The organism is Kitasatospora papulosa, from assembly GCF_000717245.1.
Lineage (GTDB): Bacteria > Actinomycetota > Actinomycetes > Streptomycetales > Streptomycetaceae > Streptomyces > Streptomyces papulosus.
The window spans coordinates 692049-712534 of the sequence record NZ_JNYQ01000001.1 but is presented as its reverse complement, the minus strand read 5'-3'; the positions used below and the strand labels follow the sequence as shown (position 1 = coordinate 712534).

The window sequence follows — 20486 nt, the reverse complement described above, 5'->3', positions numbered from 1 at the left end:
CGTGCCCACGCTCAGTCCGTCAGGCCGGCGGCGAGGAGCTCCACGAATCCGACGTCCTCGCGTGCCACGCCGAAGACCTCGGCCCGCTGCAGGGTGCGCTCGGCCCAGGCGCGATGCGGCTTCACTTCGTTCATCTTGTTCGTGTAGGCGGAACGCAGTACGCCGCCGCCGCCCCGCTCGGGCCTCAGGATGTCCTGCGCGTCGCTGTACTCCTCATGGCTGACGACCGACAGCGCGTGCACGGGCAGGACGTGGGACGGGTGGATGCAGGTCTTGCCCATCAGCCCGTTGGCGCGGTCGAGCTCGATCTCGCGCAGCAGCCCGTCGAGGTCGTGCTCGATGAGCGTGGTGCGCAGTTCCTCGGCCCTGCCCATGAAGGGGCTGCGGCGCAGCTGGGGCTTGAACATCCGCTCCTGGAGGCGGAAGTACTCCCACACCGGCCCGGTGATGGTGAACCCCGTGCCGTCGGCCCGGCCCAGCACGTTGACGACGTCGCCGATGACGGCACCGACGATCTGGACGTCGTACGCGGTCATGTCGGGGGCCCGGCGCAGGCCGTAGGCGGAGCAGAAGTCGGTGACCCCGAGCCGCAGCGCCAGGATCCGCTCACGGTACTTGTCGACCGTGCGCGCGACACCCCGGAGGGTCTCGCCCCTGGTCTCCAGGTGCAGCAGCTCCGGTGATTCGAGGACGGGCATCGCGAACAGCCGGTGACCGCTTTCCGCTTCGGCCGCGGTGAGGGCCTCCAGGAAGAGCTCGCCACGCTCCTCGGTGAATTTCGGAAGTACGAATCCGGACAACAATCGGACGGAGGTTCCGAGCCGCCGTACGAGGTCGGAGATCTGCTCCGGTTCGCGGACCCGGATGAAGAGGAGCGGCGCCTCGGCATCGCGCGCGTCAAGATCGGCGAACTGCCGGACCAGGTTGGCCTCGGCACCGACGACCTCGGCGTCGTCGATGGAATCCTCCAGGCAGAGCACCATGGACACCACGCCGCGACCGGTCTGCTTGATCACGTCGTCGGCCAGTCTGGGCCGGGTGGCGGGGCTGTAGAGCGTGGCCCCCAGGGCCGCGCTGAGCATGCGGGAGGAGGAGCCCGCGTCGAACGCGCACGGCTCCCTGAAGAACAGGCTCTCCCGGACAGCGGGCGAGATGTGCCCGAAATGACGCATGTGATTCCCCCGTACTGCCATAGAGACCGGACAAACGTATGGCCGGTAATAGTACGTTCGGGCAGGTGTCGTCGGTTCCCCGGCCGTATGAACTTCGGGTGTCCCCGGTGTATCTCACATTCCGCACGGCGCGCCTGTGCGACCCCGGTGACCGGTGCCTGGCCTACTGGTTCGCACCCCCACGTTGTCCGCGCGCCCCACCAGCAGGCAGGATGACCGCCATGACGCACGCGATGCTGAAGGGTTCGAACGTCCCTCTCGACGCCACGGCCGTACGGGCCGTGGTGAGCTGGACCCCGGGTGCCGGTGTGCCGGACGTGGACGCCTCGGCCCTGCTGATCGGCCCCTCCGGACAGGTGCGTTCCGACGAGGACTTCGTCTTCTACAACCAGCCGCGGCACCCGTCCGGCCTCGTACGGCGCCTGCCCAAGCGCAGCTCGCCCGACGGGCTCACGGACACGATCGAGGCGGACCTGTCCTCGCTCGACCCCTCCGTGGAGCAGGTGGTCATCGCGGCGTCCTGCGACGAGGCGGCGTTCGAGCGGGTGACGGACCTGCGGATATCGCTGTACGACGCGGCGTCCGCCGACGGCGATCCGCTCGCCGTGTTCGACGTGCGCGCGGAGACCGGCGAGGAGACCGCGGTCATCTGCGGCGAGCTGTACCGGCGCGGCGACGGCTGGAAGTTCCGGGCCGTGGGGCAGGGATATCCCACGGGCCTCGTCGGGCTGGCCAACGCTTTCGGGATCTCGGTGGACGAGGCCGAGGCGGAGTCCGGACCCGGCTCCTCCGAGACCGCCCCGTCCGTGCCGGAGGTCTCCGAGCCGTCGCCGGACTCCCAGGCCACCGTCCAGCACCAGCAGCCCGCGTACGGCTACCCAGGGCCCGCCGTGGCGCCCCAGCCGGCCTACGGCTACCCGCAGCAGCCCACGACTGCTCCCGAGCCCGCCTACGGCTATCCGCAGCCCGCCGCGCGGCCGGCGTACGGCTATCCGCAGCCCGCCGCGGCGGCGGCCCACGCTCCCGACCCGAACTTCGCGCTGCCCCCGCAGGGCCCCCAGTTCCTCCGGAGCTGAGCCGGGGGCGCGGCGGCCCTCCACCGCGCCCACTCAGGCCCGCGTCTTGTAGCCGCGTCCCCACTGCATACCGAAGCCGTACATGCGGTCGAGCTCCGACTGGAAGCCGTAGACGAACTTCACCTCGCGGCGCACCACGAGTTCGCCCTTGGTGTTGTCCACGGTGAACACGGCGCAGGAGCGGGCCTGCGGGGCCCTCTCGTCCAGCTCGATCTCGATGCGCGGACCGTTGCCCGGGTAGAGGGTGACCTTGGCGTGCGTACGGTCGAAGGCGGGCGTCTGGTCGTAGATGTACACGAAGAACAGCAGGCGCTTGATCTCGTCGCGCTTGTCGAGGTTCACGTAGACGGTCTCGCCCGAGGGCGCCCCGAAGCGGTCGTCGCCGCTGAGCCTGATGTAGGGGGCCGCGTTCAGGTCGCCTATGAGGTTGCCCAGGGGCTGCACCACCCCCCTCGTCCCGTCGGCCAGTTCGTACATGCAGCCGAGGTCGAGGTCGACGTTGACCATGCCCTGGGTGTGCGCCTGCACCACCTCGGGCTTGAAGAGTTTCAGCGGCCGCAGCAGCCGGCCGCTCTGCCGCGACCTCCCGCCGATGTCCGACGTACGCATCCGCCACGACAGGTTGACGCGCAGATTGCCCGACAGCGCGCCCTGCTTGTTCAGCGAGACCGTGGCATTGCGCTTGGAGAGCACGATCGAGTTCGTCGCGGAGTTACCCGACTCGAACTGCGCCGCCCGGCGCGGAAAAAGGCCGTCCCAGAAGGCCATCCCAACCCCCATACCTATCCGTAGTAACGCCCGACCCCGCCCACACGCCCCGCACGCCACTGCGGGGCGGCCACCGGGTCGGGTCCGGGTGTTCCCGGAGAACCGCCGCCGTGGGCCGCCCCGCAGAGAGAGCGTTCCTCGTTCCCTACCGGGTCACACCCCGGAGGTGACTTCCGCCTTGGAATCGGAGCCGCCGCCGCCTTCGCCGCCGGCCGCCTCGATCGCCTTGTTGCGCCGCACCGAGGACCAGAAGGACCAGCCGATCAGGATGACCCCGACGGAGCCGGTGATGAGCTCGTTGATCTCGTACTGGATGGTGACGAGCAGGATGACCGACAGGGCGCCGATCGCGTAGTGCGCGCCGTGCTCCAGGTAGACGTAGTCGTCCAGCGTGCCCTGGCGGACCAGGTACACGGTGAGCGAACGGACGTACATGGCGCCGATACCGAGACCGAGGGCCATCAGGACGATCTCGTTGGTGATGGCGAAGGCGCCGATGACACCGTCGAACGAGAAGGACGCGTCGAGGACCTCGAGGTAGAGGAACATGAAGAACGCGGCCTTGCCCGCGAGGAGCACCCCGGAGACCGGCTTGCCGGCCTTCTTGGCCTCTTCCTCGGCCTCCTGCTCGCGCTCCTCCTCCTCTTCGAGCTTGTTCTCGAAGAATCCGGAGAGGCCGCCGACCACGAGGTAGGTGATCAGACCGGCGATGCCCGAGAGCATGACGGTCGACGCCTTGTCGGCGTGACCCCCGCCGTGCTGGTGCGCGTGGGTCGCGAACGTCATGGCCGAGACCAGCAGGACGATCAGCGCGACGCAGACCGACAGCATGTCGACCTTGCCGAGCTTCGCGAGCGGGCGCTCGATCCAGCGCAGCCACTGGATGTCACGGTCCTCGAAGATGAAGTCGAGGAAGATCATGAGCAGGAACATGCCACCGAACGCGGCGATCGACGGATGGGCGTCCGTCACCAGTTCCTTGTACCGGTCAGGGTCGTTGAAGGAGAGGTCGATGGCCTCGATCGGCCCCAGCTGAGCGCTGATGGCCACGATCACCACGGGGAAGACCAGCCGCATACCGAAGACCGCGATGAGCACACCGACGGTGAGGAAGATCTTCTGCCAGAAGGCATTCATCTTCTTCAGGATTCCGGCGTTGATCACCGCGTTGTCGAAGGACAGCGAGATCTCGAGGACCGACAGGATCGCGACGATGCCGAATGCCTGCCACCCCCCGTAGAACACCGCTGCGACCAGGCCGAGCGCGGTCACCGCGAACGACCAGCCGAAGGTTTTCAGAAGCACTGGCTACCCCATCATGTGTGTAACGGGTCTCCCCCGGTTGAGTACGGGGCTCCCCCGCGCCGTGCGCGGCTTTACGAAACGTTGACCCCGAAGTCTAGAGCGATGCCGCGGAGCCCGGACGCGTACCCCTGTCCGACTGCACGGAATTTCCACTCCCCGCCATATCGGTAGAGCTCGCCGAAGATCATCGCCGTCTCCGTCGACGCGTCCTCGGTGAGGTCGTACCGTGCCAGTTCCTGCCCGTCCGCCTGGTTGACCACGCGGATGAAGGCATTGCTGACCTGACCGAATGTCTGCCCACGATTGTCGGCTTCATGGATGGAGACCGGGAAAAGGATCTTGTCGCAGTGCGCCGGCACCTGCGTGAGGTTCACGATGACGGACTCGTCGTCGCCGTCGCCCTCCCCCGTGAGGTTGTCACCGGTGTGCTCGACGGAGCCGTCGGGGCTGGTGAGGTTGTTGTAGAACACGAACCACTCGTCGCCGAGGACCCGGCCCGACTGGCACAGCAGTGCGCTGGCGTCCAGGTCGAAGTCGGCTCCCGTCGTGGATCGTGCGTCCCAGCCGAGCCCGACCAGCACCTGCGTGAGATTGGGTGCGGCCTTGGAGAGGGAGACATTGCCTCCCTTGGCGAGCGTGACGCCCATGGTGTGTCCTCCCCGAGTCGATGACGGTCCTGCCTGCCCGGCACGGGCGCCTGACGGACGCGGGGCGCTCGGCCGAGCGCGTCCGGCGCCGCACATGGTGCGGCGCCGGACGGGATGGAGCTGAAGGGTCCGGAGCTTCCTCCGGACCAGGTCAGACGTTGACGCCGAAGTCCTGCGCGATGCCGCGCAGACCCGAGGCGTACCCCTGGCCGATGGCGCGGAACTTCCACTCCGCGCCGTTGCGGTAGAGCTCGCCGAAGACCATGGCGGTCTCCGTCGAGGCGTCCTCGCTCAGGTCGTAGCGGGCGAGCTCGCTGTTGTCCGCCTGGTTCACCACGCGGATGTACGCGTTGCGGACCTGGCCGAAGCTCTGCTGACGGCTCTCGGCCTCGTAGATCGAGACCGGGAAGACGATCTTGTCGACGTCGGCGGGGACGCCCGAGAGGTTGACCTTGATGACCTCGTCGTCGCCCTCGCCCTCACCGGTGAGGTTGTCACCGGTGTGCTCGACGGAGCCGTCGGGGCTCTTGAGGTTGTTGAAGAAGACGAAATTCCCGTCGCTGCCGACCTTGCCCTCGGCGTTCGTCAGCAGAGCGCTGGCGTCGAGGTCGAAGTCACCGCCGGTGGTCGTCCGGGCATCCCAGCCCAGACCGACGATGACCGCGGTCAGGTTCGGCGCGGCCTTGGTCAGCGAGACGTTGCCGCCCTTGCTGAGGCTGACTCCCACGAGTCCTCCAAAAGTTTAGAGAGGGCCGGCAGACACCAGCGCCCCCGTCGTGCGTTGGCATCGGATCAACGATTGGATCCTAGTGACCGGTTCCCGGCCAAAACAGGCTTTTGGCCGGTCGCCGCCAGGAGATCCCCGGATCCGGGCGGTCGCAAACCCCGGATCCGGCACATCACGGACCCCCGGTCACGGGCCGAGCGGGGGGCCGGGTCCTCCGGGGAGAACCGGAGGCGTCCGGTCCCCCGTCCACCACGGATCAGATCGAGTCGAGTGCCTTGATGTAGTCGTTCAGGTCACGCGCGTCCGGCAGGCCGTTGACCACGGTCCAGCGGACGACGCCCTCCTTGTCGATGATGAACGTGCCGCGCACCGCGCAGCCCTTGTCCTCGTCGAAGACGCCGTACGCCCGCGAGGTCTCCCCGTGCGGCCAGAAGTCCGACAGCAGCGGGTACTCGAGCCCTTCCTGCTCGGCGAAGACGCGCAGGGTGTGGATCGAGTCGTTGGAGACCGCGAGGAGCTGGGTGTCGTCGTTCTCGAACGTCGGCAGCTCGTCACGGAGCGCGCACAGCTCCCCCGTGCAGACGCCGGTGAAGGCGAAGGGGTAGAAGAGCAGCACCACGTTCTTCTCGCCCCGGAAGTCCGAGAGCTTCACGGTCCGCCCGTGGTTGTCCTTCAGCTCGAAATCCGGAGCCTTCGTGCCGGCCTCGATCGCCATGTACAAGCATCCCTTCGGTGACGTCACACTTCCCGGCTCTGAGCCGTCCGGGTGAAACCCACCCTACGCAGCGTCCCCCGCGGAACCCGGGCAGAACCGCGGCGGCGCGTACGAAGGCCCCCTTCGGCGTGGTGCCGTCGGGGGCCTCCGGTCGTGATGGAAGAGCTCAGCGCTTGGCCTTGGCCCCCTTGGGGGTGACCAGACGGCTGCCCGTCCAGTCCTTGCCCGCGTTGATGCTCTTGGTCTGGGCAAGACCAGCTGTCTGGGCAGCCTCGTTGATGTCGCTCGGCTCGACGTATCCGTCTCGGCCGGTCTTGGGCGTCAGCAGCCAGACCGTGCCACCGTCCTCGATCAGACCAATGGCATCCACCAGCGCGTCCGTAAGGTCGCCGTCCTCGTCGCGGAACCAGAGCAGGACGACGTCAGCGACGTCGTCGTAGTCCTCGTCGACGAGTTCCTGGCCGATTGTGGCCTCAATGCCCTCACGGAGCTCCTGCTCGACGTCGTCGTCGTAGCCGATCTCCTGGACCACCTGTCCGGGTTCGAACCCAAGCCTGACGGCCGTGTTGGTCCGTTCCTCCGCGTGGTCCGCGGTCGCGCTCACGGGTTGCCTCCTGATCATGTTTCGGAAAATGCTTCAGCCACGCGCGTGCGCGGGGCATTGGCCGTAGTCCACACGGGCTCGGCGAATCGCGCAAGTACCCGGCGTCCGAGACCGCCTAAACGGTGACGTTCCCTGCCACGTCACCGCAACGTCCGGCATGTCTCCTGCGGGGCCGGAAATGCTGTCCGGACCCTTTACGTCCTTCCTCAGCTTATGCCGTTTCGCTCCGCCATTCGGATTCGAACGGGCTTTGGGAACGCTTGGCCGGGTCGGGCGTATGGTTGCGGTTTGGGCAGGGTCGCCCTCGCGCTGCTGGTACTGGTGCCCGGACACGGTGTCCGGGAACCTTGTGTTACCCCACAGTAGAGGTGACGTTTAGGTCCTCGCGGTACACGATGGAGACGGCTTACGCCTCCGACGCGGGGGTACGTTCCCCGCGACCAGGCCCCGAAGAGCATCACCGAGCAGCGAAGGAACAGCGTGGCTTCCGCATCCGATCGCAACCCGATCATCATTGGCGGCCTTCCCAGCCAGGTCCCGGACTTCGATCCTGAAGAGACCCAGGAGTGGCTGGACTCCCTCGACGCCGCCGTCGACGAGCGCGGCCGGGAGCGGGCCCGCTACCTGATGCTCCGGCTCATCGAGCGGGCGCGCGAGAAGCGCGTGGCCGTGCCCGAGATGCGCAGCACCGACTACGTCAACACGATCGCCACGAAGGACGAGCCGTTCTTCCCCGGCGACGAGGACATCGAGCGCAAGGTCCTCAACGCGACCCGCTGGAATGCCGCGGTGATGGTCTCCCGCGCCCAGCGGCCCGGGATCGGTGTCGGGGGTCACATCGCCACCTTCGCCTCCTCCGCCTCGCTGTACGACGTGGGCTTCAACCACTTCTTCCGCGGCAAGGACGACGGCCGCGGCGGAGACCAGATCTTCTTCCAGGGACACGCGTCCCCGGGCATCTACGCCCGCGCCTTCCTCCTCGACCGGCTGAGCGAGGCGCAGCTGGACGGGTTCCGCCAGGAGAAGTCCAAGGCCGGGCACGCGCTGTCCAGCTACCCGCACCCGCGGTCGATGCCGGACTTCTGGGAGTTCCCGACGGTCTCGATGGGCCTCGGCCCGCTCGGCGCGATCTACCAGGCGCGGATGAACCGCTACATGGAGGCGCGCGGCATCGCCGACACCTCCGACTCGCACGTCTGGGCCTATCTCGGCGACGGCGAGATGGACGAGCCGGAGTCGCTCGGCCAGCTGTCGATCGCCGCCCGTGAGGGCCTGGACAACCTCACGTTCGTGGTGAACTGCAACCTGCAGCGCCTCGACGGCCCGGTGCGCGGCAACGGCAAGATCATCCAGGAGCTGGAGTCGCAGTTCCGCGGCGCCGGCTGGAACGTCATCAAGCTGGTCTGGGACCGCAGCTGGGACCCGCTGCTCGCGCAGGACCGCACGGGCATCCTGGTCAACAAGCTGAACACCACCCCGGACGGCCAGTTCCAGACGTACGCCACCGAGACCGGGGCGTACATCCGCGAGCACTTCTTCGGTGACGACCCGCGGCTGCGGGACATGGTCAAGGACATGTCCGACCACCAGATCCTGCACCTGGGGCGCGGCGGCCACGACCACCGGAAGGTCTACGCGGCGTACGCGGCGGCCAAGGCCCACAAGGGCCAGCCGACCGTGATCCTCGCGCAGACGGTCAAGGGCTGGACGCTCGGGCCGAACTTCGAGGGCCGCAACGCGACCCACCAGATGAAGAAGCTCACGGCGGACGACCTCAAGCGCTTCCGGGACCGTCTGCACATCCCGATCGCGGACAAGCAGCTGGAGGACGGCAACCCGCCGTACTACCACCCGGGGCGCGACTCGGAGGAGATCCAGTACATGCACGACCGCCGCCAGGGTCTGGGCGGTTACGTCCCGACGCGTGTGGTGCGGTCGAAGCCGCTGCCCCTTCCCGACGAGAAGGTGTACGCGACCGCGAAGAAGGGTTCGGGTCAGCAGTCGATCGCCACCACCATGGCGTTCGTCCGCGTCCTGAAGGAGCTCATGCGGGACAAGGAGATCGGCAAGCGCTTCGTGCTGATCGCACCCGACGAGTACCGCACCTTCGGCATGGACGCGTTCTTCCCGAGCGCGAAGATCTACAACCCGCTGGGTCAGCAGTACGAGTCGGTGGACCGTGAGCTCCTCCTCGCGTACAAGGAGTCGCCGACCGGGCAGATGCTGCACGACGGGATCTCGGAGGCCGGCTGCACGGCCTCGCTGATCGCCGCGGGTTCGGCGTACGCCACGCACGGCGAGCCGCTGATCCCGGTGTACGTCTTCTACTCGATGTTCGGTTTCCAGCGCACCGGTGACCAGTTCTGGCAGATGGCCGACCAGCTCTCGCGCGGTTTCGTGCTGGGCGCGACCGCCGGCCGCACGACGCTGACCGGTGAGGGTCTTCAGCACGCGGACGGCCATTCGCAGCTGCTCGCCTCGACGAACCCCGCCTGCGTCTCCTACGACCCGGCGTTCGGGTACGAGATCGCGCACATCGTCCAGGACGGTCTGCGCAGGATGTACGGCGGGACCCCCGAGGAGAACGAGGACGTCTTCTACTACCTCACCGTCTACAACGAGCCGATCCAGCACCCGGCGGAGCCCGCCGACGTGGACGTCGAGGGCATCCTCAAGGGCGTGCACCGCTACCGCGCCGGGGAGAAGGGCCAGATCCCGGCCCAGATCCTGGCGTCCGGCGTGGCGGTCCCGTGGGCGGTCGAGGCCCAGCGGATCCTCGCCGACGAGTGGAACGTGAAGGCGGACGTCTGGTCGGCGACCTCCTGGAACGAGCTGCGCCGTGAGGCGGTCGAGGTGGAGCGTCACAACCTGCTCCACCCGGAGGAGGAGCAGCGCGTCCCGTACGTGACGGAGAAGCTGTCCGGTTCCGAGGGCCCGTTCGTGGCGGTCTCGGACTGGATGCGTTCCGTGCCCGACCAGATCGCCCGCTGGATTCCCGGCACGTACCAGTCGCTGGGTGCGGACGGCTTCGGCTTCGCCGACACCCGGGGTGCGGCCCGCCGCTACTTCCACATCGACGCGCAGTCGATCGTGCTGGCGGTGCTCACGGAGCTGGCGAAGGAAGGCAAGATCGACCGTTCGGCGCTGAAGACGGCGCTGGACCGTTACGAGCTGCTGGACGTGGCCGCGGCGGGCCCCGGCCCGGCCGGTGGCGACGCGTAGCGCTCCTGGCGGAACCGGAGGGCGGCGGGGTCCGAGGACCCCGCCGCCCTCCGGCGTGTCCGGGCCCGGGTCCGCTCAGCTCTCCCAGATCTTGAAGGCCCTCACCGTGTACGGGGACCGGGGCACCCAGGTGCCGCCGCCCGGGTAGGTCTCGAACTCGCCCGTCTCGGCGCACTCGGCCGACTGGTAGGTGGTGACGGGCCGCCCGGTCCGGTTCACCAGTGCCTGCGCGGAGGAGCCGACCGGCAGGGGTACGCAGCTCTCGATGTCGACGGTGGAGAGTTCGTGGGCCTGGACGGCCCCCTTGAAGTCGGGCTTCGCCCAGAGGCAGAGCTGGCCCGAGCCGCACGGCGCGAGCCCTGCCGGTGCGGCCTGCGGGGCGCTGCGGGCGTGCTGCTGCCCGGTGGCCCCGTGGTGGCCGGCCGGTGCGGCGCCCGAGGACGGAGCGGTGGCCGGGACGAGTGCGGTGGCCGCCAGGGCGGCGGCGAGGAACGTGGTGCGCATGGTGGATCAACCCCCGTGGTCGAGCGGGCCGGGTGGCTCGCGTGTCCGCACTCTGACCTGCGGAGGCAAGGGCCGGGAAGGGCGCCGTCGGCGGACCATCCTGATAGGCGACAGCCCCGCCGGAACCGTCCGGCGGGGCTGTCGGATGCGCTGTGTTGACGCGTGGGGCCGAGGGGCTGCCCGGGGCCGTCCAGGTGTCGCAGGGTGATCAGATGTGGCCTGCGCCCATCCCCGCCTCGGCGTTCGCGCCGCGCTTGGTGAGCGTGGCGACCAGGGCGGCGACCACGGCGACGATGCCCGCGACCATGAAGGCGGAGCTCATGCCCGACACGAACGTGTCATGGGCGACGTCCGCGATCTTCACCGAGATCTCCGGCGGGGTGCCGGGGGCGATCGGCGGCATCCCGACCTTGATGGCGGCCGACGCCTGGTCCAGCTGCGCCGGATCGACCGGCGGGAGCTCCGCGGCCTTCCAGTTGTCCTCGAGCTCCGCGTCGACCTGAGCGGCCATGACGGCGCCCAGGACGGCGGTGCCGAGGCTGCCGCCGACCTGCATCGCGGCCTGCTGGAGACCGCCGGCGACTCCGGAGAGCTCCATCGGGGCGTTGCCCACGATGACCTCGGTGGCACCGACCATGACCGGCGCGAGGCCGAATCCGAGGAGGGCGAACCAGAGCGACATCGTCAGCGTGCCGGTGCCGATGGTCAGCTGGGACATGCCGAACATGGCGATCGCGACGGACACCATGCCGCCGACCAGCGGCACGCGCGGGCCGAACCGGGTGATGGCGACGCCGGCGAGCGGCGAACCGACGATCATCATGCCGGTCAGCGGCAGCAGGTGCAGTCCGCTGTCGACCGGGCTCATGCCGTGGACGTTCTGCAGGTAGAACGTGACGAAGAACAGGCCGCCCATGAAGGCGAACGCCATCAGCACCATCAGGACCACACCGGCCGAGAGCGGCACGGAGCGGAACATGGCCAGGGGGATCAGCGGCTCGCGGACGTTCTTCTGGGAGAGCGCGAACACGACGAACAGGACGACGGCCGCGCCGAGGAAGCCGATCGTCCGCCAGTCGCCCCAGCCCCACTCCGAGCCCTTGATCAGGGCCCAGATCAAGCAGAACATCGCCTGCGACAACAGGACGATGCCGCCGATGTCGAAGGACTTCGGCGCGTTCTCGGCACGGTGGTCCCGGAGGATCACGAGGCCGAAGAGGAGCGCGAGCACACCGACGGGCACGTTGATGAAGAAGACGGACTGCCAGCTGACGTGCTCGACGAGTACGCCACCGAGGATGGGGCCGCCCGCGGTCGACGCGCCGATCACCATGCCCCAGATGCCGATGGCCATGTTCAGCTTCTCGGCGGGGAAGGTGGCGCGCAGCAGACCGAGTGCCGCGGGCATCAGCAGGGCGCCGAAGAGGCCCTGGAGCACCCGGAAGACGATCACCAGGGTCACGCTGCCGGACAGGCCGATGGCCGCCGAGGAGGCGGCGAACCCCGCGATGCCTATCAGGAAGGTCTGGCGGTGGCCGAAGCGGTCACCGAGCTTGCCCGCGGTGATCAGGGAGACCGCGAGGGCGAGCATGTAGCCGTTGGTGATCCACTGGACGTCGGCGAGCGAGGCTCCGAGGTCCTTCTGGATCGCCGGGTTGGCGATGGCGACGATCGTGCCGTCGAGCGCCACCATCATCACGCCGATGGCGACGGCGAAGAGGGTCAGCCAGGGGTGGCCGCGCAGGCCCTTCGCGGGTGCGGGAGCAAGGGTGTCTTCGGGCTCCCGCGGCGCCTTCTCGACAATGGTCCGACTAGTCATGCGCAGGACGTTATGGCAGCCACTGACAGTTGACAAACCAATTCACGAGACAGTAACTGTCACGTAGCTCACAGGTACCCTGAGCAGGTGGAAGCGGTGAAATGAGGTCCGGTACGTGACACGCGGGCAGACATCCGGAGCTCCCCGGCCGGGGGGTCCGTGCGGGTTGCGCGAGCGCAAGAAGCGGCGCACCCGGGAGGCCCTGCTGCACACCGCCCTCCGACTCTTCCTCACGCAGGGGTACGACCGGACCACGGTGGACGAGATCGTGGACGCCGTCGACGTCTCCCAGCGCACCTTCTTCCGCTACTTCACCAACAAGGAGGCCGTCGCCTTCGCGGTCCAGGAGGCGGTGGACGCCCGCTTCCTCGCGGAACTGCGCCAACGCCCGGCTTCGGAGCCTCCTTTCGAGGCGATGCGGCGGGCCGCCCTGAACGCCTGGAGCACACGCGGGGAATCCGGCGGATCGGACATCACGGTCGAACTCCAGGTACGGGCCTACCGGATGATCGAATCGACTCCGGCACTGCACGCCGCCCACACGCGGCGCAACGTCGGCCTGGAGCGGCAGACCGCCGCGCTGATCGCGGAGCGTGAGGGGATCGACCCGGAGACGGATCCCCGCGCACGGGTGGCCGTGGCCGCGTTCTCCGGGGTGATGCGGATGACCGGGCAGCTGTGGGGCGGCCGGCAGGACGCGGGGGTGGACGCGCTCCGGGAGTTGACGGAACTCCATCTGGACCAGCTCGGGCCCGCGCTCTCCGGGAGCTGGCGCGCCGCGTAGGCACGTCCTTACGGGAACCGCACAGGTGTGCCGCACCCCTCATCCGTTCGACATGGCCGACATCACAACACCGGGGCCCACGAGGCCGTTTCGGGCGAACGGCGGGCCTCTGACGTGCCGGTACGTGGATCCGGCGCACACGGAGCGTAGGAGACGGGCGGCCAATTCCCCGCGGTCGAGTGATCCGCGTCACCCCTGTCACGACGGGAAGTGAGCGTCTCCTAGGGTGGGGCTCAGTGACTTCCTTCGATTCCTCTCCCACGCTCACCGCATGGCGCGCTCTGCTCGCCATCGCGGTCGTGTTCGTGATGCTGGCGACCACCGGGTGGACCGCCGTGCGCCATCAGCACTCCGCCGAACCGCGCGAGATCGCGCTCGCTTCCTGGGCGAAGGACCGGATAGCCGGTCAGTCACTCCCGGACGTGGGCGCTCCTGCGTACCGGCTGGCCCACTTCTTCGCGGCGCTCACGGCGGGCCAGCAGGTCGCCCTCACCGACAAGTACCCGCTGGTGGTGGGGAACATGAACGGAGCACCGGTGACCCTGCGCTACCGGGCGAACCGGCACGCCCTGGAGCAGGCGGAATCGGCCGAGGAGCAGCGGACGCAGGACGTGCGGCTCTCGCCGGACGGGCACCGTCAGGCCGTGCGTCGGCTGGACCGCTTCCGTTCGCTGCTCGCGGGTGACCGGCAGATCCTCACGTTCGACCCGTCGGGGCGCGGGCGGGCCGCCGAGGTCTTCGGCGACCTCGACCGGGCCGAGCGGATCTCGGTCGTCGTGCCCGGGGTGGACACCAATCTGCTGACGCTGGAGCGGACCGGTGTGAAGGAGAACGCGGCGCCCGTCGGCATGGCCCGGTCGCTGTACGACGCCGAGCGGTCGGCGCGCCCGGCCTCCCGTACGGCGGTCATCGCGTGGGCCGACTACACGGCACCCGCGGGGATCGGCATGGACGCCGCGCTGGGCGGACTCGCCGCGGAGGGCGCGTTGCGGCTGAACGCCCTGGTGAAGGCGCTGCCCGGCACGTCGGACGTCTCGCTGTTCTGCCACAGCTACGGCTCGGTGCTGTGCGGTGTCGCCGCGCGCGGGCTGCCCTCCCGGGTGTCCGACATCGCGGTCGCGGGCAGTCCGGGGATGCGGGCGGACAACGCCGGCGCCCTGCACACCCGGGCCAGGGTGTGGGCCATGCGGGACGGTGACGACTGGATCGAGGACGTCCCGAACCTGGCGGTCGGCGGTCTCGGGCACGGTGCCGACCCGGTCGACCCGGCCTTCGGCGCGCGGATCGTGTCGGCGAGCGGCGCGGTCGGGCACAGCGGTTATTTCGAGCCGGGTACGGAGAGTCTGAGCAATTTCGCCGCGATCGGCGTGGGCGCCTATGACGCGGTCAGCTGTGCGCGTTCCGATGCCGCGTGCCACCGGCAGATTTCCGGCGGGCCCGGGGCCTGACGCGCGTAGAGACGCGACCGACGCGCGTAGAGAACGGCGAACGGCCTGCCCGCTCGGTCGTGACTCCACCTGTACCGAAGGGGGACGTGCGGGCCTGTGCCACATACGATGAGGCACATGGGTGATGTGCTGGCCGGAATTCAAGCCACCTGGGAGTTCGACACCGACTCCGTGCTCATCCGCTTCGAACGGGGTATTCGCACGCCGAGGCTGTTCCAGAGCCTGCGTGAGCGCCGCGTTCCGTACGCGGCGCTGTCGTCGGTGACGCTGACTCCCGGCAAGCGGGGCACGGTGGTGCTGCGTGCGGTGCCGAGACCCGGTGCCGATCCACTGCTGGAGGCCGCGGCCGGGCAGCTCAAGGAGAGCAACGACCCCTACCGGCTGGTGCTGCCCGGCGACAGCGAGACGCTCGCGGAGTACTACGCCGACGAACTGCGCGCCGTACTGGGCTCCGAGGCCTCGCTTCCCGCCGAACGCTTCCTGGTCACGGCCCCCGAGGCGCCGATGCAGTTCAAGGCGTACGACGGCCGGGCCGGCTTCGACGGAACCCTGGTCTCCTTCCGGTGGTTCTGGACGGGGGCGTCCAGCGCCAAGTGGAAGGCGGGCGACCAGTCGTTCCCCGTGGCGGACCTGGGCGGGGTCGAGTGGCGTTCGCCCGAGGGCCTGGAGGGGTGTCTCCGGCTGGTGCCGCGTGGCGCGGCGGCCGGTCCGGAGGCGGACGGCCCGGGATGCGACCCGGTGCCCGGTGCCGGGCAGCCGTCCGTGACGCGGGCCCAGCCCGACCAGGATCCCGCCTCGGTCGTGTTCGGCCTCGGGTACGGACCGGTGCACGAGTCGTTGCCGTTCGCCGCGGCGGTCCTGGAGTCGGTGCGCCGGACGCAGTCCGTGCCCGTCGCCACCGCTCCCGTCCCGGTGGGCGGTGCACGGCGCGACCCCGCGGACATCGCCGAGCGGATACGCCACCTCGGGGATCTGCACCAGGCGGGTCTGGTCACGGACGCGGAGTACAGCGCGAAGAAGGCGGAGCTGCTCGCCGAGCTGTAGGCCGCGCCGGTGGGCCGGCCGCGGGGCCCGGTCCCGCGGCGTGGTCGCCCCCTACTCCGGTAGGGGACCGGACGTCCGGGGTCCGGCCTCCGGTATGACGCCGCCCGGCGCACTCCGCGCCTACCCTGACCCGATCATGTCCCCTTCTCCCGCCGGGCCCCCGCCCGCCGACGGTCTGCTGAGCGCCGCCCGACGCAATCTGCGCGAGCTCGCCCACGGGCTGTCCCACGCGTCCCACCCACCGACCCCGCTGCTCGCCGGGTCCCCCAGGCGGTGGCTGCGGCTGCTTCCGTACGCGGTCGTGGTCGCCCTCGCGGCGGTCTTCATCCCCGTCACGATCCAGGTCCTGGCCGCCGACTACGGCGTGCCCGGCGGGCTGGCCGGGGCTCTGGGCGTCGCACAGGCCGCACCCCTGCTGATGCTGGCGCACCGCCCGCTCCAGGCCTGGTGGATCGTCCTCACCGCCGATGTCCTGGGCGCCCTGGTGCTGCTGGGGCAGGAGCCGGAGCCCGGCACCATCTGGCCGTGGACACCTCCGGCCGTGGTGGGCTACCTCTTCGTCCTGCTCGCCCTCGGGCTGCGGGAGAGCCGGCGGACCGTGATCGGCGTCTGGCTGACGACGGGGGTGGCCGGGCTCCTGCTGTATGCGCTCGCGTCCGCGCGCAGCGGCGGCAACGGCGTGCTGCTGTTCGTCCTGGGCGGGCTGGTGCTGGTGATCGGGGCGGCCGTACGGGAGCGGAGCGAGGCCCAGCGGCGGCTCGTCGAGCAGGAGACGATCAGCGAGGCCGAACGGGCCCAGCGGACCCTCCTGGAGGAGCGCACCCGTATCGCGCGTGAGCTGCACGACGTGGTCGCGCACCACATGTCGGTGATCACGGTGCAGGCCGACTCGGCGCCGTACCGGATCGGCGGGCTCTCCGAGGAGGCGCGGGCGGAGTTCGCGTCGATCGCGGCCGGTGCCCGGGAGTCGCTGACCGAGATGAGGCGGCTGCTGTCGGTGCTCCGCAGTGACGGCACCCGGGGCGAACTGGCCCCGCAGCCCGGCCTCGACCGGGTCCAGCAGCTGGTGGAGGCGACGGTGCGGGCGGGGCTTCCGGCCGAGCTGTCGCTGGCGGCGGACGTGGCCGAGGCGGTGGAGCGGGGCGGGGTGCCGCAGGCCGTGGACCTGACGGCGTACCGCATCGTGCAGGAGGCGCTGGCCAACGTGGTCCGGCACGCCCCTGGTGCGCGGACGCGGGTGTCGGTGACGGCGCGCGACGGCCATCTGACGGTGCTGGTCGTCAACGACAGCCCGGAGATTCCCGGTTCGGCGCTGGAGACGTCGGGGACGGGACACGGGCTGGTCGGCATGCGGGAACGCGTACGGTTGACCGGCGGCACGCTCGACACCGGCCCCCTGCCCGACGGGGGCTTCCGGGTCGCCGCGCGGCTGCCGCTGCCGCCGCCCCAGCCGCCCTCGGCATCCGTGACTCCGGAGGAACCGTGACCATCCGCGTGATCATCGTCGACGACCAGGCCATGGTGCGGGCCGGGTTCGCGGCGCTGCTGTCGGCGCAGAGCGACATCGACGTGGTGGGCGAGGCCCCGGACGGGCGCAAGGGGGTCGAGGTCAGCCGGTCGGTGCATCCGGACGTCGTGCTGATGGACGTCCGGATGCCGGAGATGGACGGACTGGCCGCCGCCCGGGAGCTGTTGACACCGCCGAAGGGGGCGGTCCACCGGCCGAAGGTCCTGATGCTCACGACGTTCGACGTCGACGACTACGTCTACGAGGCACTGCGCGCGGGAGCGTCCGGGTTCCTGCTGAAGGACGCCCCGCCGGCGGACCTGATCTCGGCCGTACGGGTCGTGGCGGCGGGGGACGCGCTGCTCGCGCCGTCCGTGACCCGGCGTCTCATCGCGGACTTCGCCCGCCGGAAGCCGGCGGCACCGTCCGGTGGGCCGGCGCTGCGGCTGAACGGTCTGACACCGCGCGAGAGGGAGGTCCTGGAACTGATCGCCCGGGGCCTGTCGAACCAGGAGATCGCGGCGCGGCTGGTGCTGGCCGAGCAGACGGTGAAGACCCACATCGGCCGGGTGCTGGCCAAGCTCGGGCTCCGGGACCGGGCGCAGGCGGTGATCTTCGCGTACGAGTCGGGGCTGGTGACCCCGGGAGAGGCGTAGCCCGGAACCTCCCACGACCACGGGGGAGCCTCCCACGGCCACGGAATGGGGGCCTCCCCCGGCCGGGCGGTGGGGTCCTCCCCCCGTACGCCCCCTACCCCGGTATCACCGCACGGTTGGCTCCCCGGGGTGACGCCCTGTCACCCCGCGTCCTCCTACCTTCCTCTCCGGCACGCCGACCGGTGTGCCCACACCGGACGGGGAGGGCACGATGCGACGGTTCGCGAGGACGCTGGCCGCGGTCGCACTGGCGACCACAGTGGTGGCGGGGACGGCGGGCTGGGCGTCCGGGAACACCCAGCAGGCGGTGACGGGGCCGCCGCCCGGCAGCGCCTCGTGGCGTGCGGACGGGGTGCTCGGGCGTGAGCTGCCCGATCCGGGCAGCGCCACACCGGAACAAGTGAGGCTGTTCTTCGCAGGGTTGGGCGAACGGGAACGTCAGGTGCTGCTGGAGCGGCACCCGTCGGTGGTCGGCAATCTGGACGGGGCGCCGCTGGAGCTCCGCTACCGCGCCAACGCCCGGGTCCTGAGGGCCTCCCACGACTCCCGGCTCACCCGCCTCGCCGCGCCCGGCCGGCAGATCCTCGCGTTCGACCCACGGGGGCGGGGCCAGGTCGCCGAGGTGTTCGGCGACCTGCGCTCCGCGCGGCACGTGTCCGTCGTGGTCCCCGGGTCGGACATCGACGCGGGGACCTTCGACCGGAAGAACGACGTGTACGGCACCCCGGCGGGCATGGCGCAGTCGCTGTACGCCGAGACGGGCCCGGGCAGCGCGGTGATCGCCTGGGCCGGTTACACCACGCCGGTCGGGCTCGGCGTGGACGCGGCGACCGGCGGCCTGGCCGAGGCCGGAGCCGGCCGGCTGACCCGGTTCACCGAGGGGCTGGCGTCCGACGGTGTCCCCTCGCCGGTCGTGTTCTGCCACAGCTACGGCTCGGTGGTGTGCGGGCTGGCGGCGTCGGACCTCGGCGCCACGGACCTGGTGGTGCTCGGCTCCCCCGGGATGCGCGCCGACGACGTGGCCGGTCTGCACACCGGGGCGCGTGTCTGGGCCGCCAAGGACGACACCGACTGGATCGACGACGTGCCGCACGTCCGGGTGGCGGGTCTCGGGCACGGCGCCGACCCCACGGACGAGGCGTTCGGGGCCCGCCGGGTGCCCGCCCGGGACGCGAAGGGCCACACCGGCTACTTCGCTCCCGGCACGGACTCGCTCCGGGCCTTCGCGGCCATCGCCGAGGGGGATGTCCGTTGAGCGTGCGGCAGTTGGTCTACCGGATCGACGCGTCCACCCCGGCCCACCGCGACCGTGCGGTCGACGGGCTGCGCGCCCTCGCGCTGATGGCAGTGCCCGCCGGTCACTGGCTCCTCGGCGGGTTCACCCGGGACGGCGACGGCGCCCTGCACAACGCCAGCCCGCTGTCGGAGTTCGCGGAGTTCGCCCCGGTGAGCTGGGTGCTCCAGATGCTGGGCGTCTTCTTCCTCGTCGGCGGTTACGCCTCCGTCCTGTCCTATCACCGCAGGCCGTCCACCGGCGGGGCGTGGCTGCGGGGCCGGCTGGTCCGGCTGGGCAGACCGGTGCTCGGGGTGACCGCGGTCTGGGCACTGATGATCCCGGTGCTGTACGCCGCCGGTGTGCCGGAGGACACCTTGCGCACGGGCGCGAAGCTGGTGATCCAGCCGCTCTGGTTCGTCGGGGTGTACGCCGTGGTCACGGCGCTCACGCCGTGCTGCGTGCGGCTGGCCCGGAGGTTCGGCGGCTGGGCGGCGGCCCCGCTGATCGGTTCGGTCGCCCTGGTCGACTTCCTGCGCTACGGGCCGTACGCCGACGCGGTGCCGTCCTGGGTCGGGGTGCTGAACATCCTGCCCGGCTGGCTCTTCGCGTATCAGCTCGGCGTCTGCTGGGGGCAGGGCCGGCTCTCCCGGCGGGGCGCCGGGCTCCTGCTCGTCGGTGGCACGGCCCTCTTCGCCGTGCTGCTGCTCGTCTTCCTCTACCCGGCGTCGATGGTCGGCGTACCGGGCGAGGCGCGGACCAACTCGCATCCGCCGTCGCTGCTGGTCCTCGCTCTGGCCTCGGCGCAGAGCGGCGCGGCGGTCCTGATGCACGGCCGGATCGGCAGGACGCTGAGCCGCCCCGCGCTGTGGGCTCCCGTGGTGGTGATCAACCTGTCGGCGATGACGATCCTGTGCTGGCACCAGACGGCGATGCTGGCCGCAGCCGTCCCGGCGTCCTTCGCCGGCGTGGTGCCGGGGCTGACGACGAGCCCGGACTCGGCGGGCTGGATCGTGGCCCGGCTGGCGTGGATGCCGTTGTTCGCCGCTCTGCTCGTGCTGATCTCCCGGTACGCCCGCCGGTTCGAGGAGCCCTGGGAGACGGGCGACCGGGCGGGTCACGTCCGCCGGGCCGCGGCCGGGCTGCTCGCGGCGGGCTTCGCGGTCTTCGCCCTGCGACTGGCGTGAGCGCCTCTCCGCCCGCCCCGGGCAGCCC

At 70.3% G+C, this 20486-nt stretch carries 18 protein-coding genes; 9 read left to right on the top strand and 9 right to left on the bottom strand.

All coding sequences use genetic code 11. The features are described 5' to 3' along the window. Positions 1–11: 11 nt before the first annotated feature. Complete coding sequence (locus IA22_RS0103055; protein WP_015577023.1) at positions 12–1172, bottom strand: HpcH/HpaI aldolase/citrate lyase family protein; 1161 nt, start codon at positions 1170–1172, stop codon at positions 12–14. Between the two features lie 212 nt (positions 1173–1384). Between IA22_RS0103055 and IA22_RS0103050 the strand changes: the two genes are divergently transcribed. Next, positions 1385–2248, top strand: a complete 864-nt coding sequence (locus IA22_RS0103050; RefSeq protein WP_030122660.1) for a TerD family protein — start codon at positions 1385–1387, stop codon at positions 2246–2248. A gap of 33 nt (positions 2249–2281) precedes the next feature. On the opposite strand, the gene IA22_RS0103045 is transcribed toward IA22_RS0103050, so the two are convergent. The 6 genes from IA22_RS0103045 to IA22_RS0103020 form a co-directional block, all read right to left on the bottom strand. Then, positions 2282–3016 carry a TerD family protein gene (locus IA22_RS0103045; RefSeq protein WP_015577025.1) on the bottom strand — a complete coding sequence of 245 codons (735 nt, stop codon included), beginning with the start codon at positions 3014–3016 and terminating at the stop codon, positions 2282–2284. Between the two features lie 153 nt (positions 3017–3169). Continuing rightward, positions 3170–4321 carry a DUF475 domain-containing protein gene (locus IA22_RS0103040; protein WP_030122659.1) on the bottom strand — a complete coding sequence of 384 codons (1152 nt, stop codon included), beginning with the start codon at positions 4319–4321 and terminating at the stop codon, positions 3170–3172. Between the two features lie 71 nt (positions 4322–4392). Further along, on the bottom strand, positions 4393–4968 hold the full coding sequence (locus IA22_RS0103035) for a TerD family protein (protein WP_014156474.1): 576 nt from the start codon (positions 4966–4968) through the stop codon (positions 4393–4395). A 151-nt stretch (positions 4969–5119) separates the two neighbouring features. After that, complete coding sequence (locus IA22_RS0103030; protein ID WP_014156473.1) at positions 5120–5695, bottom strand: TerD family protein; 576 nt, start codon at positions 5693–5695, stop codon at positions 5120–5122. 256 nt (positions 5696–5951) lie between these two features. Then, positions 5952–6410 (bottom strand): peroxiredoxin, encoded by a 459-nt coding sequence (locus IA22_RS0103025; protein ID WP_014156472.1) that lies wholly within the window; start codon positions 6408–6410, stop codon positions 5952–5954. 166 nt (positions 6411–6576) lie between these two features. Beyond that, complete coding sequence (locus IA22_RS0103020; protein WP_014156471.1) at positions 6577–7014, bottom strand: DUF3052 domain-containing protein; 438 nt, start codon at positions 7012–7014, stop codon at positions 6577–6579. Between the two features lie 480 nt (positions 7015–7494). Here IA22_RS0103020 and aceE point away from each other — a divergent pair, with 480 nt between their 5' ends. Then, the gene (gene aceE / locus IA22_RS0103015; RefSeq protein WP_014156470.1) at positions 7495–10236 is read left to right on the top strand and encodes a pyruvate dehydrogenase (acetyl-transferring), homodimeric type; all 2742 of its coding nucleotides are present in this window, start codon (positions 7495–7497) and stop codon (positions 10234–10236) included. A gap of 75 nt (positions 10237–10311) precedes the next feature. Here the strand turns inward: aceE and IA22_RS0103010 are convergent, their stop codons facing one another. Then, positions 10312–10740 carry a peptidase inhibitor family I36 protein gene (locus IA22_RS0103010; protein ID WP_030122658.1) on the bottom strand — a complete coding sequence of 143 codons (429 nt, stop codon included), beginning with the start codon at positions 10738–10740 and terminating at the stop codon, positions 10312–10314. Between the two features lie 208 nt (positions 10741–10948). Further along, entirely contained in the window at positions 10949–12559 is a 1611-nt protein-coding gene (locus IA22_RS0103005) for an MFS transporter (protein ID WP_014156468.1), read from the bottom strand. A 115-nt stretch (positions 12560–12674) separates the two neighbouring features. On the opposite strand from IA22_RS0103005, the gene IA22_RS0103000 reads away from it, so the two are divergent. The 7 genes from IA22_RS0103000 (at position 12675) to IA22_RS0102970 (ending at position 20458) form a co-directional block, all read left to right on the top strand. After that, the gene (locus IA22_RS0103000) at positions 12675–13343 is read left to right on the top strand and encodes a TetR/AcrR family transcriptional regulator (protein ID WP_030122657.1); all 669 of its coding nucleotides are present in this window, start codon (positions 12675–12677) and stop codon (positions 13341–13343) included. Between the two features lie 236 nt (positions 13344–13579). Next, positions 13580–14791, top strand: coding sequence for an alpha/beta hydrolase (locus IA22_RS0102995; RefSeq protein ID WP_030122656.1), 1212 nt, complete (start codon positions 13580–13582; stop codon positions 14789–14791). 117 nt (positions 14792–14908) lie between these two features. After that, positions 14909–15835, top strand: coding sequence for a DUF4429 domain-containing protein (locus tag IA22_RS0102990; RefSeq protein WP_030122655.1), 927 nt, complete (start codon positions 14909–14911; stop codon positions 15833–15835). Between the two features lie 136 nt (positions 15836–15971). Then, the gene (locus tag IA22_RS0102985; protein ID WP_030122654.1) at positions 15972–17321 is read left to right on the top strand and encodes a sensor histidine kinase; all 1350 of its coding nucleotides are present in this window, start codon (positions 15972–15974) and stop codon (positions 17319–17321) included. After that, positions 17318–17998, top strand: a complete 681-nt coding sequence (locus IA22_RS0102980; RefSeq protein WP_014156463.1) for a response regulator — start codon at positions 17318–17320, stop codon at positions 17996–17998. The genes IA22_RS0102985 and IA22_RS0102980 overlap by 4 nt, the downstream gene beginning before the upstream one ends. Before the next feature lie 211 nt (positions 17999–18209). Next, the gene (locus IA22_RS0102975) at positions 18210–19253 is read left to right on the top strand and encodes an alpha/beta hydrolase (RefSeq protein WP_014156462.1); all 1044 of its coding nucleotides are present in this window, start codon (positions 18210–18212) and stop codon (positions 19251–19253) included. Continuing rightward, positions 19250–20458: an acyltransferase family protein gene (locus IA22_RS0102970; protein ID WP_030122653.1), complete on the top strand. Its 1209-nt coding sequence runs from the start codon at positions 19250–19252 to the stop codon at positions 20456–20458. The genes IA22_RS0102975 and IA22_RS0102970 overlap by 4 nt, the downstream gene beginning before the upstream one ends. The last annotated feature ends 28 nt before the right edge of the window (positions 20459–20486 follow it).

What these genes read in the sequence shown, in the direction of transcription:
- IA22_RS0103055 (WP_015577023.1), bottom strand. Translation starts at nt 1,172, where the DNA reads ATGCGTCATTTCGGGCACATCTCGCCCGCTGTCCGGGAGAGCCTGTTC.
- IA22_RS0103050 (WP_030122660.1), top strand. Translation starts at nt 1,385, where the DNA reads ATGACCGCCATGACGCACGCGATGCTGAAGGGTTCGAACGTCCCTCTC.
- IA22_RS0103045 (WP_015577025.1), bottom strand. Translation starts at nt 3,016, where the DNA reads ATGGCCTTCTGGGACGGCCTTTTTCCGCGCCGGGCGGCGCAGTTCGAG.
- IA22_RS0103035 (WP_014156474.1), bottom strand. Translation starts at nt 4,968, where the DNA reads ATGGGCGTCACGCTCGCCAAGGGAGGCAATGTCTCCCTCTCCAAGGCC.
- IA22_RS0103025 (WP_014156472.1), bottom strand. Translation starts at nt 6,410, where the DNA reads ATGGCGATCGAGGCCGGCACGAAGGCTCCGGATTTCGAGCTGAAGGAC.
- IA22_RS0103010 (WP_030122658.1), bottom strand. Translation starts at nt 10,740, where the DNA reads ATGCGCACCACGTTCCTCGCCGCCGCCCTGGCGGCCACCGCACTCGTC.
- IA22_RS0103005 (WP_014156468.1), bottom strand. Translation starts at nt 12,559, where the DNA reads ATGACTAGTCGGACCATTGTCGAGAAGGCGCCGCGGGAGCCCGAAGAC.
- IA22_RS0102990 (WP_030122655.1), top strand. Translation starts at nt 14,909, where the DNA reads ATGGGTGATGTGCTGGCCGGAATTCAAGCCACCTGGGAGTTCGACACC.
- IA22_RS0102985 (WP_030122654.1), top strand. Translation starts at nt 15,972, where the DNA reads ATGTCCCCTTCTCCCGCCGGGCCCCCGCCCGCCGACGGTCTGCTGAGC.
- IA22_RS0102975 (WP_014156462.1), top strand. Translation starts at nt 18,210, where the DNA reads ATGCGACGGTTCGCGAGGACGCTGGCCGCGGTCGCACTGGCGACCACA.